We start from the raw sequence: 15,052 nt of genomic DNA on the forward strand, positions 1-15,052 counted from the left end.
TCGGCATTTCCGTCCTCCGTCCCCAACGCCCAGCCACCGAGGTGCAGCCCAAAGGCCCGTGGACGCATCCGCTCAGGAATTCGCCACCAGCTCGACCTCGTACCCCTGCCCGTCGGCCAGGTAACCGGCGTAGGTGTCGGGCCCGCCGGCGTACGGATGGCGGTCGGGGAAGAGCAGTTCCCAGCCGTACGCCGGGGCCTGTTCGACCAGCCGGTCCACGGCAGCGGGTGAGCCGGCGTGGAAGGCCAGGTGGTTGAGGCTCAATTCACCGAGGAGCCATCCCCAGCTGCGCATTGCGGCGCTCAGGTCGGGTACCCAGAGTTCCACGTGGTGCAGCGCACCGACCGTCACCGGCCTCCGCCCGGCACCCATAGCACATCTCCGTCCGGATTTGCCGTTCTTGACAGGATAAAGAACAAATCCGAAAGCCGGTTGAGATACTTGGCCGGGAGCGTGCTGGTCCGGTCGGGGTCGTGTGCGACGAGGGCCCATGCCGAGCGCTCGGCGCGCCGGGCGGTCGTCCGCGCCACGTGCAGTAGCGCCGCGCCCGTGGTGCCGCCCGGAAGGATGAAGGAGTCGAGCTTGCTCAGGCGCCTGTTGTACTCGTCGCACCAGCCTTCGAGGCGCTCGACGTACTCCTCGGTGACCCGCAGCGGTGGATACTTCGGGTCCGGCTCGACCGGGGTGGACAGGTCGGCCCCGACGTCGAACAGGTCGTTCTGGATTTGCCCGAGCACCGCCCGTAGGTCGTCGCCGAGATGGCCCAGGGCGAGTGCCACGCCGAGCGCGGCGTTGCACTCGTCGACGTCGGCGTACGCGGCGATCCGTGGATCGGTCTTCGGCACCTGCTCGTTGTTGCTCAGCCTGGTCATGCCGGCATCGCCGGCCTTTGTGTAGATGCGCGTGAGGTGGACGGCCATGACGCACAGCCTACGGATACCGGACCTGACCATCCCGGCGCGACCGGGGGTAGGCCCCGGCCGGTCCGCCGGGATGGGCCCGGGTGACGCCGGTGATCCGGGGATCGCCGACGTCGACGTCATCCGGGTGTCCGGTGGGGCCCGGCTCGCCGGCACCGTGCACGTGGTGGGTGCGAAGAACTCGGCGTTGAAGCTGATGGCCGCTGCGCTGCTCGCCCCCGGCCGGAGCGTGATCACCAACGCGCCACGGATCACCGACATCGCCATCATGGGCGAGGTGCTGCGCCGGTTGGGCTGCGACGTACGGTTCGACGCGGACGACCCGATCGATCCGATGGTCGCGGGCGGCGGCGTGGCCCGGTCCCGATCGGTCAGCATCGACGTGCCCGAGCAGCCGGGCGTCGAGGCCGACTACGACCTGGTCCGCCGGCTGCGCGCGTCGATCTGCGTGCTCGGCCCGCTGCTGGCCCGGCGCGGTTACGTGCGAGTGGCCCACCCGGGCGGCGACGCGATCGGCTCGCGCGGGTTGGACATGCACGTCTCCGGGCTGACCCGGATGGGCGCCGACATCTGCGGCGAGCATGGTTTCGTGATCGCCTCCGCGCCCGACGGCCTGCACGGCGCGGAGATCACGTTGGATTTTCCCAGCGTCGGGGCGACCGAGAATCTGGTCATGGCGGCGGTGCTGGCCAACGGCACCACCGTGATCGATAACGCCGCCCGCGAGCCGGAGATCGTGGACATCTGCACCATGCTCCAGCGGATGGGTGCGCTGATCGAGGGCGAGGGCACCTCCACTATCAGGATCATCGGGGTACCCCGGCTCCAGCCGGTCCGGCATGCCACCGTGGGCGACCGGATCGTCGCCGGGACCTGGGCCTTCGGTGCGGCGATGACCCGCGGCGACGTCACCGTGACCGGCGTGGACCCGGCGTTTCTGGAGGTCGCGCTGGACAAGGTGGTCGCGGCCGGCGGGTTGGTGGAGACCCGGGCGGACGCCTTTCGGGTACGCATGGACGACCGACCGCGGGCGGTCGACGTGGTGACGCTGCCCTATCCCGGCTTCGCCACCGACCTGCTGCCGATGGCGATCGGGCTCGCCGCGCTCAGTGACGGCGCCTCACTGATCACCGAGAACATCTTCGACGGCCGGTTCATGTTCGCCAACGAGATGATGCGGCTGGGCGCGGACATCAAGACCGACGGGCATCACGCGGTGGTACGTGGTCGGGACCGGCTCTCCGGAGCACCGGTACGGGCCACCGACATCCGGGCCGGCGCCGGGCTGATCATCGCGGGGCTCTGCGCCGACGGGGTGACCGAGGTGTCCCACGTGCACCACGTCGACCGGGGCTATCCCGACTTCGTGGCGGATTTGCGGGCGCTCGGCATCGAGGTCGAACGGGCCACCATGCCCGAGGAACCCGACCTGTCCTTCTGAGCCGCCTCAGCCGACCGTCGGCGACGCAGTGCCGCCTCAGCCGTCGCGGCGGGTGGTCCAACGGAAGGTGGTGAGGCAGAGCACCAGGCCGATCACGCACCATGCGGCGAGGACCAGGGCGACCCGGGTCAGCTCGAACGAACCACCGGGCTCCTGGGCACCGAAGCTCTCCGGCAGGAAGACCGAGCGCAGCCCCTGGCACATCCACTTCAGCGGAAAGAACGCCGCCACCTGCTGCATCCAGTTCGGCAGGTTGGTGAAGACGAAGAAGACCCCGGAGATGAACTGGAGCACCAGCGCCACCGGCGTGACCACCGCCGAACCGCTGCGGGCGGTACGGGCCAATGACGAGATCGCGATCCCGCAGAGGGTGCAGGCGGTGATGCCCAGCGTGCTGACCCAGCCGAAGGTGAGCCAGGCGGTCGCCGTGCGCGGCAAATCGAGGTCGAACAGGGTGACCGAGACGGCGAGCAACATGGCGGTCATCACCACGCCGGTCACCAACACCATGATCACCTTGCCGGCGAACCACACCCACTTCGGCATCGGTGTGCCCCGGTATCGCTTGAGCACGCCGCGGTCCCGCTCGATGGGGATCCAGATGCCGAGATTCTGGAAGCTGACGGTCATCAGACCGGTGGCGATCATGCCGGTGACGAAGTACTGCGTGTAGCTCACCCCCGGGGCGATCTCGTCGTTGAAGATCGACGCGAAGATCAGCACCATGATGATCGGGAAGCCCAGGGTGAACACCACGGACTCCCGGCTGCGCAGGAACTGCCGGAGCTCGAGCCGCCCCTGCCGCAGGGCGAGCCTGGCCGGCCCGAGCCGACGGGCTGCGGGTGCGACGACCGGGGCCGTCGGCTTCGTCGTGGTGGTCATTGTTGTCCGATCATCCGCAGGTAGATGTCTTCCAGGGTGGGCCGGGTGACGGTCAGGCCCGGCACCTCGCCGCCGAAGCGCGCGGCCAGCTCCGCCACCAGCGCCGTCGGCGTCGCGCTCTCCGCGCTCTCGGCTTGACCCTCAGGCGTACGCCAGGAGACCGTGGCCAGTGCCTCCCGCCGCCGGCCCAGGCTGTCCGGCGCGGCGACCTCGATCAGTCGGCCGCCGGCGATCACGCCGACCCGGTCGGCGAGCGCCTCGGCCTCGTCCAGGTAGTGGGTGGTGAGCACGATGGTGGTGCCGGCGGCGGAGAGATCCCGGATCAGCTCCCAGAACTCACGCCGGGCCTCCGGGTCGAAGCCGGTGGTCGGCTCGTCGAGGAAGAGCAGCTCGGGGCGGCCGATGATGCCCAGCGCCACGTCGAGGCGCCGTTTCTGCCCGCCGGAGAGGGTGTGCGTTCGGGCCTGGGCCTTGCCGGCCAGACCGACCCGCTCGATCACCTTGTCCGGGTCGTCCCCGGCCGGGTAGAAGCCGGCGAAATGGCCGACCACCTCGGCGACGGTCAGCTCGTCGAACTCACCGGTCCCCTGGAGGACGATGCCGACCCGGCTCCGCCAGTCCGCCGCGAGGCTCTCCGAGGAGCCAGATCGCCCTGCGCCGAGGACCGACTCGGGGTCGGTGCCCAGGACCCGCACCTCGCCGGCGTCGCGCCGGCGGTAGCCCTCCAGGATCTCCACCGTGGTGGTCTTGCCCGCGCCGTTCGGCCCGAGCAGGGCGAACACCTCGCCTCGGTGGACGTCCAGGTCCAGGCCGGCCACCGCGACGTTGTCGCCGTACGCCTTGCGCAGCCCCCGGACCCGGATCGCGACGTCGTCACTCATGCCGTCAAGTGTGCGCCCCACCAGCACCAACCCTCCGAGGGGGTGTAAGGAAGGGCACCTTATTAACGCCTCGTGTATAGGAAGGGCCCCTTCTTAACAACGCGTCCACGGGCGCGTCAGGCAACAACGCGCCCACGGGTGGCTCAGTCGCTGAGGACCTCGGAGAGCAGGGCCGGCTCGAGACCGCGCTCGGCCAGTCCGGCCAGGATGTGCGGCAGGGCCTCGTCGGTCATCGGCGCGTTGGCCTCCGTCACGTGCAGGACGACCACCGAGCCGGGGCGCACCTTGTCCAGTACGGCCCGCACGATCGGCCGCCAGGCGGTCGCGAACGGATCGCCGCTCACCACGTCGCCGTCGACGACCGTGAGACCGAGCGGGGCCAGTTCGGCCAGCGCGACCCGATCGTGGCAGAGGCCGGGGAAGCGGAAGTACCGGGTCTGCCGTCCGCCGTACGCGCTCACGATGTCGAAGGTGTCGGCCACGTCGGCGGTCATCTTCCGCCGCTCGATGCGGGGCAGGCCGTAGCAGTCCGCCGTGAAGGCCAGGTGCCCGTAGGTGTGGTTGGCCAACTCGAAGCGGGGATTGGCGGCGAGCCGGCGGGTCACATCCGGGTACTGCTCGACCCACTTGCCGGTCAGGAAGAAGGTGGCGGGTACCCCTTCCCGCTCCAGCAGGTCGATGATCTTGAGATTGGCGTACGACCGCACGGCGCCGCTGCGCAGTTGGTACCGCATGGCGTCGGTCATGTCCGCGTCGAAGGTGAGCGCGACCTTGTTGCCGGTGCGCGGACCGTTGTCCAGCACGGGCGGCAGGGTCCCCGGCCGGGTCGCGCCGGGCAGGATGTCGGCCTGCGGTGGCGGGCTCGCCGTGCCCGTCGGCGCCGGGCCCTCTGGCTTCTGGTCTGCGTCGGCGATCGCCGCCGCGGCCCGGTCCGTGGTGGACGGTTCGACGAAGGCGCCGCCGCCTTCCGGCTGCCGGAGTGGATTCGCGACGGCCAGCAGGACCACCGCACCGACCACGGCGGCGAGGGTGGCGATGAGCGGAACGCGGGAGATTTTCACGGGCACCGCGGGATCATCTCAACTGCGCCGGTTGGATGGTGCGCCAGGCCGATCGGCGTACGTGGATCAGACCCGAAAGCCGGCCTCCCGGGCGGCCCGGCGCTCCCTGCGGCGGTCCGCGCGACGCCTGAGGAACCAGGGCAGGAAAAGGACGAACCCGGCCAGGAACGCCAGCACCAGCACCGGCAGGATGATCGCGACGAGCGACATCAGCACGCTGGTGGCGTCCTCGGCGGTGCTCGCCACCGGGGCCCCGAACCCGGCCGTGGTCGCGTTGATCACCGGGCGGGCGGCGGATTTGAGCAAATGTACGCCAAGCGCGATGAGCACCCCGACCAGCACCGGGAGCCACTGGCCGGTGCTGGAGAAGAAGCTGTCCGGGTCGCTCACCGTCACCGTGTCGGCGGCCGAACCCGCGCCGAACGCCAAGCCGCCGGCGGTCGGGCGGACCACCGTCTGCACCACGTCGTTGACGTGGTCGACCACCGGCACCTTGTCGGCGACGACTTCGACCGCGAGCAGCACCGCGAGGATGCCCAACACCCACTCGTTACCCAGCCACTGCCAGCCGCCGGGCAGGTCGATCACACTGGTGTAGCGGGCCAGCAGACCCGTCACCAGCAGCGGGATGTACGCGTTCAGCCCCGCCGAGGCGGCGAGGCCGGTACCGGTGAGCAATTCGAACACCATCTCAGCATCGCACCAGCACGCCAGTGGCGCTCGATGGCGATACCCGACGGCTCGGCTACCCTCGTCGCGTGCGGTTGGTGATTGCGAAGTGCTCGGTGGACTACGTCGGACGGCTCTCGGCCCATCTGCCGTTGGCCACCCGGCTGCTGATGGTGAAGGCGGACGGGTCGGTGTCGATCCACGCCGACGACCGGGCCTACAAGCCGTTGAACTGGATGAGCCCGCCATGCCGGCTGGAGGAGGCGCCCGGCGTCTGGCGGGTGGTCAACAAGGCCGGCGAGGAATTGCGGATCACCCTGGAGGAGATCTTCCAGGACACCTCGTACGATCTGGGTGTCGATCCCGGGCTGCGCAAGGACGGCGTGGAAGCGCACCTCCAGGAACTGCTGGCGGCCAGCCCGGAGACGCTGGGCGAGGGGTTCACCCTCATCCGACGCGAGTACATGACCGCCATCGGCCCGGTCGACCTGCTCTGTCGGGACGCCAACCAGGGCACGGTCGCGGTCGAGGTGAAGCGCCGTGGCGAGATCGACGGCGTGGAGCAGCTCACCCGCTACCTCGAACTGCTCAACCGGGATCCGCTGCTCGCCCCGGTCGCCGGGGTCTTCGCCGCGCAGGAGATCAAGCCGCAGGCCCGGGTGCTCGCCACGGACCGTGGCATCCGCTGTGTGGTGCTGGACTACGACCGGCTACGCGGCATCGAGCGCGACGAACTGACCCTCTTCTAGGTCCACCAGCCGGCCTCCGGGCGTGGCACGGGGCGGCGTCACCTGCCGTACAGCATCTTGACTGCCTTCACCAGGCGCGCGACGTCGGCGGGGGTCCGCTCGAACGTGGTCGAGGGGAGCAGCGACCGGGCGCGGCGGCGAGTCACCGCCTTCGCGCGAGCGAACTCGCGTAGCCCGTCCGCGCCGTGGATGCGGCCGAAGCCCGACTCGCCGACCCCGCCGAACGGAAGGGTGGACATTCCGGCGAAGGTGAGGGTCGAGTTGACCGAGGCCATCCCGGAGCGCAGCCGCCGCGCGATGGTCGCCGCCCGACGCCGGCCGAAGACCGAGCCACCGAGGCCGTACGGCAGGGCGTTGGCGCGGGCGACGGCCTCGTCCGCGTCGCGGACCCGGTTCACCGTCAGGGTGGGGCCGAAGGTCTCCTCGCGGACCGCGACGGAATCCTCGGGCACGTCCACCAGCACGGTGGGGTGCGCGTACGGCGGTTGCACGGCATCTGGCCCGCCGAGCGCCGCACGACCGCCCCGGGCCAGGGCGTCGGAGATGTGCCGGCGGATGACGTCGAGTTGACTCGGCATGGTGATCGGGCCGATGTCCGCGTCCTCCGGGCCCACGGTGAGCCGCCCGGCGCGCTGGACGACCTTGTCGACGAAGGCGTCGAACACCGGCTCCACGGCGTAGACCCGCTCGATGCCGATGCAGGTCTGGCCGGCGTTGGTCATCGCGCCCCAGACGCACGCCTCGGCTGCGGCGTCCAGGTCGGCGTCGGCGTCGACGATCATCGCGTCCTTGCCGCCGGCCTCGACGAGCACCGGGGTCAGTGACTCGGCGCAGGCCGCCATCACCTTCCGCGCGGTCGCCGCCGAACCGGTGAAGGCGAGCTTGTCGACGCCGGCACGGCACAGTGCCGCGCCGACGTCGCCGAGCCCGTGCACCGCGGTGAACACCGGCTGCTCGGGCACCACCTCGGCGAAGGTGTCGACCAGCCACTGCCCGACGACCGGGGTGTACTCGCTGGGCTTGAAGACCACCGCGTTGCCGGCGGCCAGCGCGTACGCGACGGAGCCGATGGGGGTGAAGACGGGGTAGTTCCAGGGACCGATGACGCCGACCACCCCGTACGGCTGATACTCCAGGTGGGCCGAGAACTCGGCCAGCACGAGCCGGGAGCGCATCCGGCGGGCACCGAGCACCCGACGTGCGTTGCGGGTCGCCCAGTCGATGTGCTCCACGGCGATCACGATCTCGACCAGCGCGTCGGGGACCGGTTTGCCGCCCTCGACGTGCACCAGCTCCGCGAGCTGTTCCATCCGCTGGGCGAGCAGCCGTCGCCAGCGCAGCAGCCGTTCGCGTCGCCCGGTGAAGCCGAGCCCCGCCCACCAGTGGCCCGCGTCGCGGGCCTGCTCCACGGCGCGTACGACATCCGCCGTGCCGGCCACCGGGACACGCCCCACCTCGCTGCCCGTCGCCGGGCTGGTCGAGACCAGATGGTCGCCCTCGATCACCGCGGTGCCGGGGATCCGCACAGCATTCATGGCGGAAGTTTAGACCCGGTTCCTACCGGTGGGTAGGGATGCCGGACGGGGTTCGATCGCCGCAAGGTTCGAGCGCAAAGTACCCGCCCGGTCACTCATGGGTGACCGGGCGGCGGTGCAGGTGGCCATATGGTGATGGCAAGCTGACGCAGGGTGATCGCTTGTGGTTGGGGGCTGACTGTCCATGGAGGATGATCCACAACTGTTGCCGCTGCTTACGGTGGCGAGCGGCCCGATGCGCGGGGTCGGGTTCCGGCTGCCTCGGCAGCCGCAGGTGATCGGCCGGGACCCGGCGGTCGACATCGTCGTGTACGACCCGCACCTGAGCCGGCGGCACGCTGAGATCCGGCTGGCCGACGAAGGGGTGTCCCTGACGGACCTCGGCTCCACGAACGGCACCTGGGTGAACGGCGGCAGGACCAACGGGATGATCCGACTCGCCGACGGCGACGTGATCCGGCTCGGCCGCACCGAGCTGCGCTTTCATGACCCAGGGGTGGCGCGTACCGATCCGGTGGGGTTGAGTTTCGGCGCGGCGCGGCAGGACCGACGGCAGGCGCTGATGCTGCAGCCTCTGGCGCTCGAGCCGACCGGTGAAATAGGCCACCGCGCCTCGACAACCGGGTGCCACGTGGCAGACTCGCGCGCAAGACCTTAGCGGCCGTTCAATTCCGGTCGGTGCGAAGTGGGCAGGGGAGGCCGGTCGTGGCGCGTGAGTTCACCAGCGTGGGTGTGGTGGGGCTGGGCACCATGGGTGCCGGCATCGTCGAGGTCTTCGCCCGCAACGGCATCGACGTGGTCGCCGTGGAGATTTCCGAGGCCGCCCTGGAGCGCGGGCGGGCACACCTGACCGGCTCCACGGACCGGGCAGTGGCCAGGGGCAAGCTCGCCGCGGCGGACCGGGACGCGCTACTGGGCCGGGTCACCTTCGCCGTCGGGCTGGACGCGCTGCGCACGGTGGACCTGGTGATCGAGGCGGTGCCCGAGCGCCTCGACCTCAAGCAGCGGATCTTCGCCGAGCTGGACCGGGTCTGCCGTCCGGACGCCATCCTCGCCACCAACACCTCGTCGCTGAGCGTCACCGAGCTCGCCGTGGCCACCGCTCGGCCTGATCAGGTCATCGGGCTGCACTTCTTCAATCCCGCGCCGGTGATGAAGCTGGTCGAGGTTGTGCGTACGGTGGTCACCTCCGCCGACGTGGTGGCCGATGCGGAGGCGCTCTGCGGTCGCCTCGGCAAGGTCGACGTGACCATCAACGACCGGGCCGGTTTCATCGCCAACGCTCTGCTGTTCGGCTACCTCAACCATGCGGTCGGCATGTTCGAGACCGGGTACGCCACCCGCGAGGACATCGACGCGGCGATGAAGCTCGGCTGCGGGCTGCCGATGGGCCCGCTCGCCCTGCTGGACCTGATCGGCCTGGACACCGCGTACGAGATTTTGAACACCATGTACCGGCGTGGCGGGCGGGACCGCCGGCACGCCCCGGTGCCGCTGCTGCGGCAGATGGTGACCGCGGGACTGCTCGGTCGAAAATCGGGCCGGGGCTTCTACACCTACGAGCGACCCGGCTCGTCGAAGGTCGTACCGGACGAGCACACGCCGGGCCCGGCGGAGCCGTCGGCGACCGACGGGGCGCGCGGGATCGCGAAGGTGGGCGTGGTCGGCGCCGGCGCGACGGCCGCCGGCCTGATCGAGGTCTTCGCCAGGGCCGGGTACGAGGTCGTCTCGGTCGACCCGAACACCGGGCAGTCCTGGCCCGCGACGCTGGAGCAGTTGGCCGACGTCGACCTGGTGATCGAGGCGGTCGCCGAGGAGTTGGACGCCAAGAAGGCGCTCTTCGCCAGCCTGGACAAGATCTGCAAGCCCGGCGTCGTGCTGGCCACCACGACCTCGTCGCTGCCGGTGATCGAGTTGGCGATGGCCACCGGACGCCCGGCCGACGTGGTGGGCTTGCACTTCTTCGACCCGGCGGTGCCACTGGTGGAGATCGTCCGGACGATCCGCACCTCACCGCAGACCACCGTCCTGGCTCGGGCCGTCTGTGCCGCGCTCGGCAAGACCGGCGTGATCTGCGGGGACCGGGCAGGATTCATCGTCAACGCGCTGCTGTTCCCGTACCTGAACGACGCGGTGCGGATGTTGGAGGCGAACTACTCCACCGTCGACGACATCGACCACGCGATGAAGCTCGGCTGCGGCTACCCGGTGGGCCCGTTCGAGCTGCTCGACACGGTCGGCCTGGACGTGGCGCTGGCCATCCAGCGGAGCCTCTACCGTCAGTTGCGCGAACCCGGCCTCGCTCCCGTGCCGCTACTCGAGCAGATGGTCACCGCCGGCTCCCACAGCTTCCGCTGAGGTGTAAGGAAGGGCACCTTATTAACGCCTGCGGTAGAGGAAGGGCCCCCTATTAACACCGGACCCGAGTTCCGTGGCAGACGGCGATCACGCCGGAGCCCGTGCCGGGCCGACGCCGCGTCGGTCGTACGCTGGGTGACGTGAGCCCTCGTCGTAACCGCCGCCATCGCGAGGACGCCGAACGCCTGGATGTCGAACGGGCCCGGCACGGCGTCGCCGCGGTGCAGCACTGGCGGGACGGCGACTGGCAGGTACGCGGGATCAGCGGCGGCGCGTCGGTGAAGACGTACCGCTGTCCGGGGTGTGACCAGGAGATCCGCCCCGGCGTGGCGCACGTGGTGGCGTGGCCTGCCGACGGCCGGGGCGACCTCACCGATCGGCGGCACTGGCACAGCGGGTGCTGGCGGGCCCGCGAACGGCGTGGCCCGATCATCCAGCGCGGTCGTGGCCCGCGCCACAGCTGATCCTCACCGCTGCGGGCCGCGCACAGCGGTGCCGCGGCGGTGCGGTGCGGCGGCGGTGTGCGCAGCGGTGCGGTGTCGCGGCGGTGCGGCGCGGGGGCCGTGTGGCGGCGGTGCGGCGCGGCGGCGGTGTGGCGGCGTTAAAAGGGGGCCCTTCCTCTACCGTAGGCGTTAATAAGGTGCCCTTCCTTACACATCGGCCGGCTTGGTGGGCGGCGCGGCTCGGGGTGCGGGAAACTGGTGGGGTGAGCAAGAGCATCCGCGCGTCGTCGATCCTGCCCGGTCACCGGGAGGACATCGAGCTGCACACCGCGGACGGTCTGCGCCTGGTCGGCGAGTTGGCCCGCCCGGTCGACCGTGAGCCGGCCGCTACCCTGGTCTGCCTGCACCCGCTGCCCACTCACGGCGGCATGATGGACAGCCACGTGTTCCGGAAGGCAGCCTGGCGGTTGCCCGCACTGGCCGACGTGGCCGTGCTCCGATTCAACACCCGGGGCACCAGCAGCGTGCGTGGCACCAGCGAGGGAGCGTTCGACTCTGCCGTCGGCGAGCGCTTCGACGTGGCCGCCGCCATCGAGTACGCCGAGTTCCACGAGCTGCCCGACGTCTGGCTGCTCGGCTGGTCGTTCGGCACCGACCTGGTGCTCAAGTACGGCTGTGACCCGGCGGTGATCGGGGCGATCCTGCTCTCCCCGCCGCTGCGCTTCGCCGAGCCGACCGACCTGGCCACCTGGGCCGAATCAGGCAAGCCGCTGACCGCGTTGGTGCCGGAGTTCGACGACTACCTACGCCCGGAGCAGGCGCGCGAGCGGTTCGCCGCGGTGCCGCAGGCCGAGGTGGTCGGGGTGCCGGGCGCGAAGCACCTCTGGGTGGGCGACGCCGAAACCGTGCTGGACGAAGTGGTGCGGCGGGTCAACCCGGCGGTGCCGGTGCCGCTGCCCACCACCTGGGACGGCCCGATGGAGACCGGCGACGCCAGCGCCTACGCCGACCGCACCGTAGCCGCCTTCGCCGACGTCCCGGTCTCGGGCCCGCAGCAACGCCGGGCCGAGTAGTCGCCTCCTGGTCGCCGCCGCCGTCTGATCGCCGCCTCTTGGTCGCCACCGCCTCAGCGGGCGTCCTGACGGGGGACCACCACCTCACGCAGGATGAGCTGCACGGCGGCCACGGTCGGGATGGCGATCAGGGCGCCGATCACCCCCAGCAGGGAGACGCCGAGCAACGCGGCGACCAGCGCGGCCACCTCGTTGACCTGCACCGATCGGCGCATGATCTTGGGATAGATGAGGTAGTTCTCGATCTGCTGGTAGACCACGAAGAAGACCACGCAGGCGATGCCGATGGACGGGCTGGTGGCGAAGCCGACCAGGCTGACGATCACCGCACCGAGCGTCGCGCCGATCTGCGGAATGAGGTCGGTCACCGCGACCACCACCGCCAGCGCGAACGGGTACGGCAGGCCGACGGCCAGCGCGAAGACGAACGCGACCGCGCCGGCCAGCACCGCGATGGTCAGCGCCCCCACCATGTACGCCCCGACCTTGGCGAGGATCTCGTCGCCGATCAACTGCACCCGCTCGCGTCGCGACCGGGGCACCAGCGCATATCCGAGGTCACGCATCCGGTCGAAGTAGACCAGGAAGTAGATGGTCAGCACCAGTACGGTCAGCACCCGGAACACCGTGCCGAACAGCAGTTGTGCGCCGCCGAGCACGCCGCCCAGCGCCCGGCCGACCACGTCCGGGTTGGCCGCTTCCTGGGCTCGGCGCATCAGATCGAAGCGTACGACCAGGTCGTTGACGGTCTCGTTGCGCTGCAGCGCCTCAAGGTAGCTCGGCAGTTGCTCGATGAACTGCCCGGTCTGGGTCACGATCGGCGGCACCAGGGCCAGCACGCCAGCGCCGAGCAGCGCCAGCACGGTCAGCGCGACGACCGCCACGGCCAGCCCGCGCGGCAGACCCCAGGACCGCAGCCGGACCACCGCCGGGTGCAGGCCCACCGCGAGGAACAGCGCGATGACTACCAGGACCAGGATCCCGGCCGCGTTACGCAGGCCCAGATAGACGGCGTACGCGGACAGCACGCCGAGCGCCCCGGTGAACCCGACCAGAAAACTGTTGCGCCGTAACGGCCGCCCCGGCGTACCGAATCGTCCCCCGTCCCCGCCCACCGCCCGTTGACCGGGCACGGACATCGGATGCGCCGGCGCGGACGCCGACTCTGCCGATGCGGGTGCCGGGTGTCCTGGCGGGAGTGCCGGCTCTGTCGATGCGGCTGCCGTGTGTGCCGATTGCGCCGGCGCGGGTGCCGAGGCTTTGTCGGATGCGGTCGAGGGCATCGCTGCCGGCCCGTCGTCGGATTCCGCTGCCTTCGTTGCGGGGCGCCCGGCCGTGGGCTGTCCGGGCGTGGGTTGCCTCGCATCGTCCTGCCGCATTCGGCTTCTCCGCTCGCTTTCGGAGTTCAGTGTCGCTTGATCCTGGCGACGAAGCAGTGCCAGCTCTGTGGAGTGAACGTCAGCACCGGGCCCTGCCGGTCCTTGCTGTCGCGGACGGCAACCATGCCGGCCAGATTATCGGCCACCTCAACGCAGTTGGTGTGCGCGCTGCGGATCGCGGTGCGCCACCTCGCGCCGCTCAACTCCATGACTTCGCCACCTCCTTGAGGAGTTCGATCGACTGCTGGCGGGAGAGCGCTTCGTTGCGCACTGTCTCCCACCGTGCCAGCAGGGTAGCCAGTTCCGTCTCCCCGTCGATCGGCGTGGCAGTCAGTTGAGTCTCCATCGTTGCCACCCAGCCGCCGTCGATGCCCCTGACCAGTGAGAACGGCCCGAAAAGGCCGATGTGCAGTCCGGCACTGAGCGGAATGACGTGCACACTGACGTTTGGGCGCTCGGCGCAGGCGATCAGGTGCTTGACCTGGTCGATCATGAGTGCCCGAAAGCTTTCGGCGTGCCGATGCAGGATGGCCTCGTCGATGACCGCGATGAGCTGAGGCGGATCGGGCTGGTTGAGGATGGCCTGCCGGTCCAGCCGTGCTGCGACGCGCTGCTCCACATCCTCGTCGCTGAGCAGGTCGTCGCAGCGGATCACCGCGCGGACGTATCCCTCGCTCTGTAGCAGACCTGGGATGAGCGTCGGCTCGAACACCCGGAGCTGCCGGGCCATGTGTTGGATATCCAGCCAGGGCAGGAGCGATGCGGGCTGGCCCTCGCGCTCGGCGATGCGTAGCAGCGACACCAGCAGACCACCGGAGCCGAGCGCCTCGTCGGTGCGGGCCAGGAACGGCCGGTCGTACGGCCGGCTGCCGGTCTCGACGGCGGAAACCATCGACGCCGAGTAGTGCACCAGCTTGCCGAACTCCTCCTGGCTGAGCCCGGCGGCCACGCGTAGCCGGCGCAACTGTGCCCGGATCAGATCCGCCGTCGATTCCTGCACAGTGCCTCCACAGTTGTCGGCCGAAAATCACTCGGCATTCTCCGGCGGCGCATCGGTTACGCAGCGGCGCTACGGCCAGCCTCGATGCCTTCCGAGAGTAGTGGTGCGATCACCAGACTGTCAGCCATGCCGGGCCGGTCCGCCGCCGGGGAGGGCGCGGACGGGTTCAGGCCGGGGCCGCCTTGTCTTTCCCCGAGGGGCGGCCCCATCCAGCCGATCTGGGTGCACTTGTTGCCGCCCGAACGACAACAGGTGCACCCAGAGGTTCCCAACGGAGGACGACGTGAGTAGTGAGTGGACGTCAGCGGGGCCCGCACCGGACATGATCAGCAGTAGGCTGCCGACGCCAGGCCGTGGCCCCCATCCCGAGCGCCCCCGCGCCGTCGGCGGCCGTGTGCCGCACACTCCGCTCCGGCCGACCTGGTGCTGCCGCTCGGACGGGCAGCCCTGGCCGTGCGGCGAGGCACGGTTGCTGCTGCGGCTGGAGTACGACGGCAACAACGTCGGCCTGACCATCTACCTCGCCGGCATGATGTACGAAGCGATGCGCGACCTCTATCACCTCAACCCGCACGACGGCCCGGAGCCCAGCGCGTTGTTCGACCGGTTCGTCACCTGGGGCATCTCCCGCCGTAGACCGGCCGTCGCGCCGTAGATCGGC

17 protein-coding genes are annotated in these 15,052 nt (G+C 70.3%); 7 read left to right on the forward strand and 10 right to left on the reverse strand.

The features are described 5' to 3' along the window. Positions 1-72 precede the first annotated feature (72 nt). Positions 73-372 (reverse strand): VOC family protein, encoded by a 300-nt coding sequence (locus Vqi01_RS24360; protein WP_204037177.1) that lies wholly within the window; start codon positions 370-372, stop codon positions 73-75. Then, positions 348-920, reverse strand: a complete 573-nt coding sequence (locus Vqi01_RS24365) for a cob(I)yrinic acid a,c-diamide adenosyltransferase (protein WP_204037178.1) — start codon at positions 918-920, stop codon at positions 348-350. Before Vqi01_RS24365 ends, Vqi01_RS24360 begins: the two co-directional genes overlap by 25 nt. Between Vqi01_RS24365 and murA the strand changes: the two genes are divergently transcribed. After that, positions 919-2,361, forward strand: a complete 1,443-nt coding sequence (gene murA, locus Vqi01_RS24370; protein ID WP_204037179.1) for a UDP-N-acetylglucosamine 1-carboxyvinyltransferase — start codon at positions 919-921, stop codon at positions 2,359-2,361. The genes Vqi01_RS24365 and murA overlap by 2 nt on opposite strands. 36 nt (positions 2,362-2,397) lie before the next feature. Here the strand turns inward: murA and Vqi01_RS24375 are convergent, their stop codons facing one another. From Vqi01_RS24375 to Vqi01_RS24390, 4 genes are all read right to left on the reverse strand, one after another. Then, positions 2,398-3,243, reverse strand: a complete 846-nt coding sequence (locus Vqi01_RS24375; protein ID WP_204037180.1) for an ABC transporter permease — start codon at positions 3,241-3,243, stop codon at positions 2,398-2,400. After that, on the reverse strand, positions 3,240-4,124 hold the full coding sequence (locus Vqi01_RS24380; RefSeq protein ID WP_204037181.1) for an ABC transporter ATP-binding protein: 885 nt from the start codon (positions 4,122-4,124) through the stop codon (positions 3,240-3,242). The genes Vqi01_RS24375 and Vqi01_RS24380 overlap by 4 nt, the downstream gene beginning before the upstream one ends. A gap of 143 nt (positions 4,125-4,267) precedes the next feature. After that, positions 4,268-5,191, reverse strand: coding sequence for a polysaccharide deacetylase family protein (locus Vqi01_RS24385; RefSeq protein ID WP_239098629.1), 924 nt, complete (start codon positions 5,189-5,191; stop codon positions 4,268-4,270). Positions 5,192-5,251: 60 nt separating this feature from the next. After that, positions 5,252-5,872: a DUF4126 domain-containing protein gene (locus Vqi01_RS24390; RefSeq protein ID WP_204037200.1), complete on the reverse strand. Its 621-nt coding sequence runs from the start codon at positions 5,870-5,872 to the stop codon at positions 5,252-5,254. 71 nt (positions 5,873-5,943) lie between these two features. Between Vqi01_RS24390 and nucS the strand changes: the two genes are divergently transcribed. Then, positions 5,944-6,603 (forward strand): endonuclease NucS, encoded by a 660-nt coding sequence (gene nucS / locus Vqi01_RS24395; protein WP_204037182.1) that lies wholly within the window; start codon positions 5,944-5,946, stop codon positions 6,601-6,603. Positions 6,604-6,641: 38 nt separating this feature from the next. Here the strand turns inward: nucS and Vqi01_RS24400 are convergent, their stop codons facing one another. Next, the gene (locus Vqi01_RS24400; protein ID WP_204037183.1) at positions 6,642-8,138 is read right to left on the reverse strand and encodes an aldehyde dehydrogenase family protein; all 1,497 of its coding nucleotides are present in this window, start codon (positions 8,136-8,138) and stop codon (positions 6,642-6,644) included. 184 nt (positions 8,139-8,322) lie between these two features. On the opposite strand from Vqi01_RS24400, the gene Vqi01_RS24405 reads away from it, so the two are divergent. The 4 genes from Vqi01_RS24405 (at position 8,323) to Vqi01_RS24420 (ending at position 12,012) form a co-directional block, all read left to right on the forward strand. Then, positions 8,323-8,796: an FHA domain-containing protein gene (locus tag Vqi01_RS24405; RefSeq protein ID WP_204037184.1), complete on the forward strand. Its 474-nt coding sequence runs from the start codon at positions 8,323-8,325 to the stop codon at positions 8,794-8,796. Between the two features lie 47 nt (positions 8,797-8,843). Beyond that, positions 8,844-10,496 (forward strand): 3-hydroxyacyl-CoA dehydrogenase family protein, encoded by a 1,653-nt coding sequence (locus tag Vqi01_RS24410; protein ID WP_204037185.1) that lies wholly within the window; start codon positions 8,844-8,846, stop codon positions 10,494-10,496. Between the two features lie 140 nt (positions 10,497-10,636). After that, complete coding sequence (locus Vqi01_RS24415) at positions 10,637-10,960, forward strand: Rv1322 family protein (protein WP_372444425.1); 324 nt, start codon at positions 10,637-10,639, stop codon at positions 10,958-10,960. A 242-nt stretch (positions 10,961-11,202) separates the two neighbouring features. Further along, positions 11,203-12,012, forward strand: coding sequence for an alpha/beta hydrolase (locus Vqi01_RS24420; protein ID WP_204037186.1), 810 nt, complete (start codon positions 11,203-11,205; stop codon positions 12,010-12,012). A gap of 53 nt (positions 12,013-12,065) precedes the next feature. Here Vqi01_RS24420 and Vqi01_RS24425 read toward each other — a convergent pair whose 3' ends face one another. From Vqi01_RS24425 to Vqi01_RS24435, 3 genes are all read right to left on the reverse strand, one after another. Next, positions 12,066-13,151, reverse strand: a complete 1,086-nt coding sequence (locus tag Vqi01_RS24425; protein ID WP_204037187.1) for an AI-2E family transporter — start codon at positions 13,149-13,151, stop codon at positions 12,066-12,068. Positions 13,152-13,417: 266 nt separating this feature from the next. Beyond that, on the reverse strand, positions 13,418-13,600 hold the full coding sequence (locus tag Vqi01_RS24430) for a DUF397 domain-containing protein (RefSeq protein ID WP_204037188.1): 183 nt from the start codon (positions 13,598-13,600) through the stop codon (positions 13,418-13,420). Further along, the gene (locus tag Vqi01_RS24435) at positions 13,591-14,391 is read right to left on the reverse strand and encodes a helix-turn-helix domain-containing protein (protein WP_204037189.1); all 801 of its coding nucleotides are present in this window, start codon (positions 14,389-14,391) and stop codon (positions 13,591-13,593) included. Before Vqi01_RS24435 ends, Vqi01_RS24430 begins: the two co-directional genes overlap by 10 nt. A 322-nt stretch (positions 14,392-14,713) precedes the next feature. Between Vqi01_RS24435 and Vqi01_RS24440 the strand changes: the two genes are divergently transcribed. Continuing rightward, entirely contained in the window at positions 14,714-15,046 is a 333-nt protein-coding gene (locus tag Vqi01_RS24440) for a hypothetical protein (protein ID WP_204037202.1), read from the forward strand. The last annotated feature ends 6 nt before the right edge of the window (positions 15,047-15,052 follow it).

This window comes from Micromonospora qiuiae (assembly GCF_016863555.1).
Lineage (GTDB): Bacteria > Actinomycetota > Actinomycetes > Mycobacteriales > Micromonosporaceae > Micromonospora > Micromonospora qiuiae.

What these genes read in the sequence shown, in the direction of transcription:
- Vqi01_RS24405 (WP_204037184.1), top strand. Translation starts at nt 8,323, where the DNA reads ATGGAGGATGATCCACAACTGTTGCCGCTGCTTACGGTGGCGAGCGGC.
- Vqi01_RS24375 (WP_204037180.1), bottom strand. Translation starts at nt 3,243, where the DNA reads ATGACCACCACGACGAAGCCGACGGCCCCGGTCGTCGCACCCGCAGCC.
- Vqi01_RS24440 (WP_204037202.1), top strand. Translation starts at nt 14,714, where the DNA reads ATGATCAGCAGTAGGCTGCCGACGCCAGGCCGTGGCCCCCATCCCGAG.
- Vqi01_RS24365 (WP_204037178.1), bottom strand. Translation starts at nt 920, where the DNA reads ATGGCCGTCCACCTCACGCGCATCTACACAAAGGCCGGCGATGCCGGC.
- Vqi01_RS24360 (WP_204037177.1), bottom strand. Translation starts at nt 372, where the DNA reads ATGGGTGCCGGGCGGAGGCCGGTGACGGTCGGTGCGCTGCACCACGTG.
- Vqi01_RS24430 (WP_204037188.1), bottom strand. Translation starts at nt 13,600, where the DNA reads ATGGAGTTGAGCGGCGCGAGGTGGCGCACCGCGATCCGCAGCGCGCAC.
- murA (WP_204037179.1), top strand. Translation starts at nt 919, where the DNA reads ATGACGCACAGCCTACGGATACCGGACCTGACCATCCCGGCGCGACCG.
- Vqi01_RS24400 (WP_204037183.1), bottom strand. Translation starts at nt 8,138, where the DNA reads ATGAATGCTGTGCGGATCCCCGGCACCGCGGTGATCGAGGGCGACCAT.
- Vqi01_RS24380 (WP_204037181.1), bottom strand. Translation starts at nt 4,124, where the DNA reads ATGAGTGACGACGTCGCGATCCGGGTCCGGGGGCTGCGCAAGGCGTAC.
- Vqi01_RS24425 (WP_204037187.1), bottom strand. Translation starts at nt 13,151, where the DNA reads ATGTCCGTGCCCGGTCAACGGGCGGTGGGCGGGGACGGGGGACGATTC.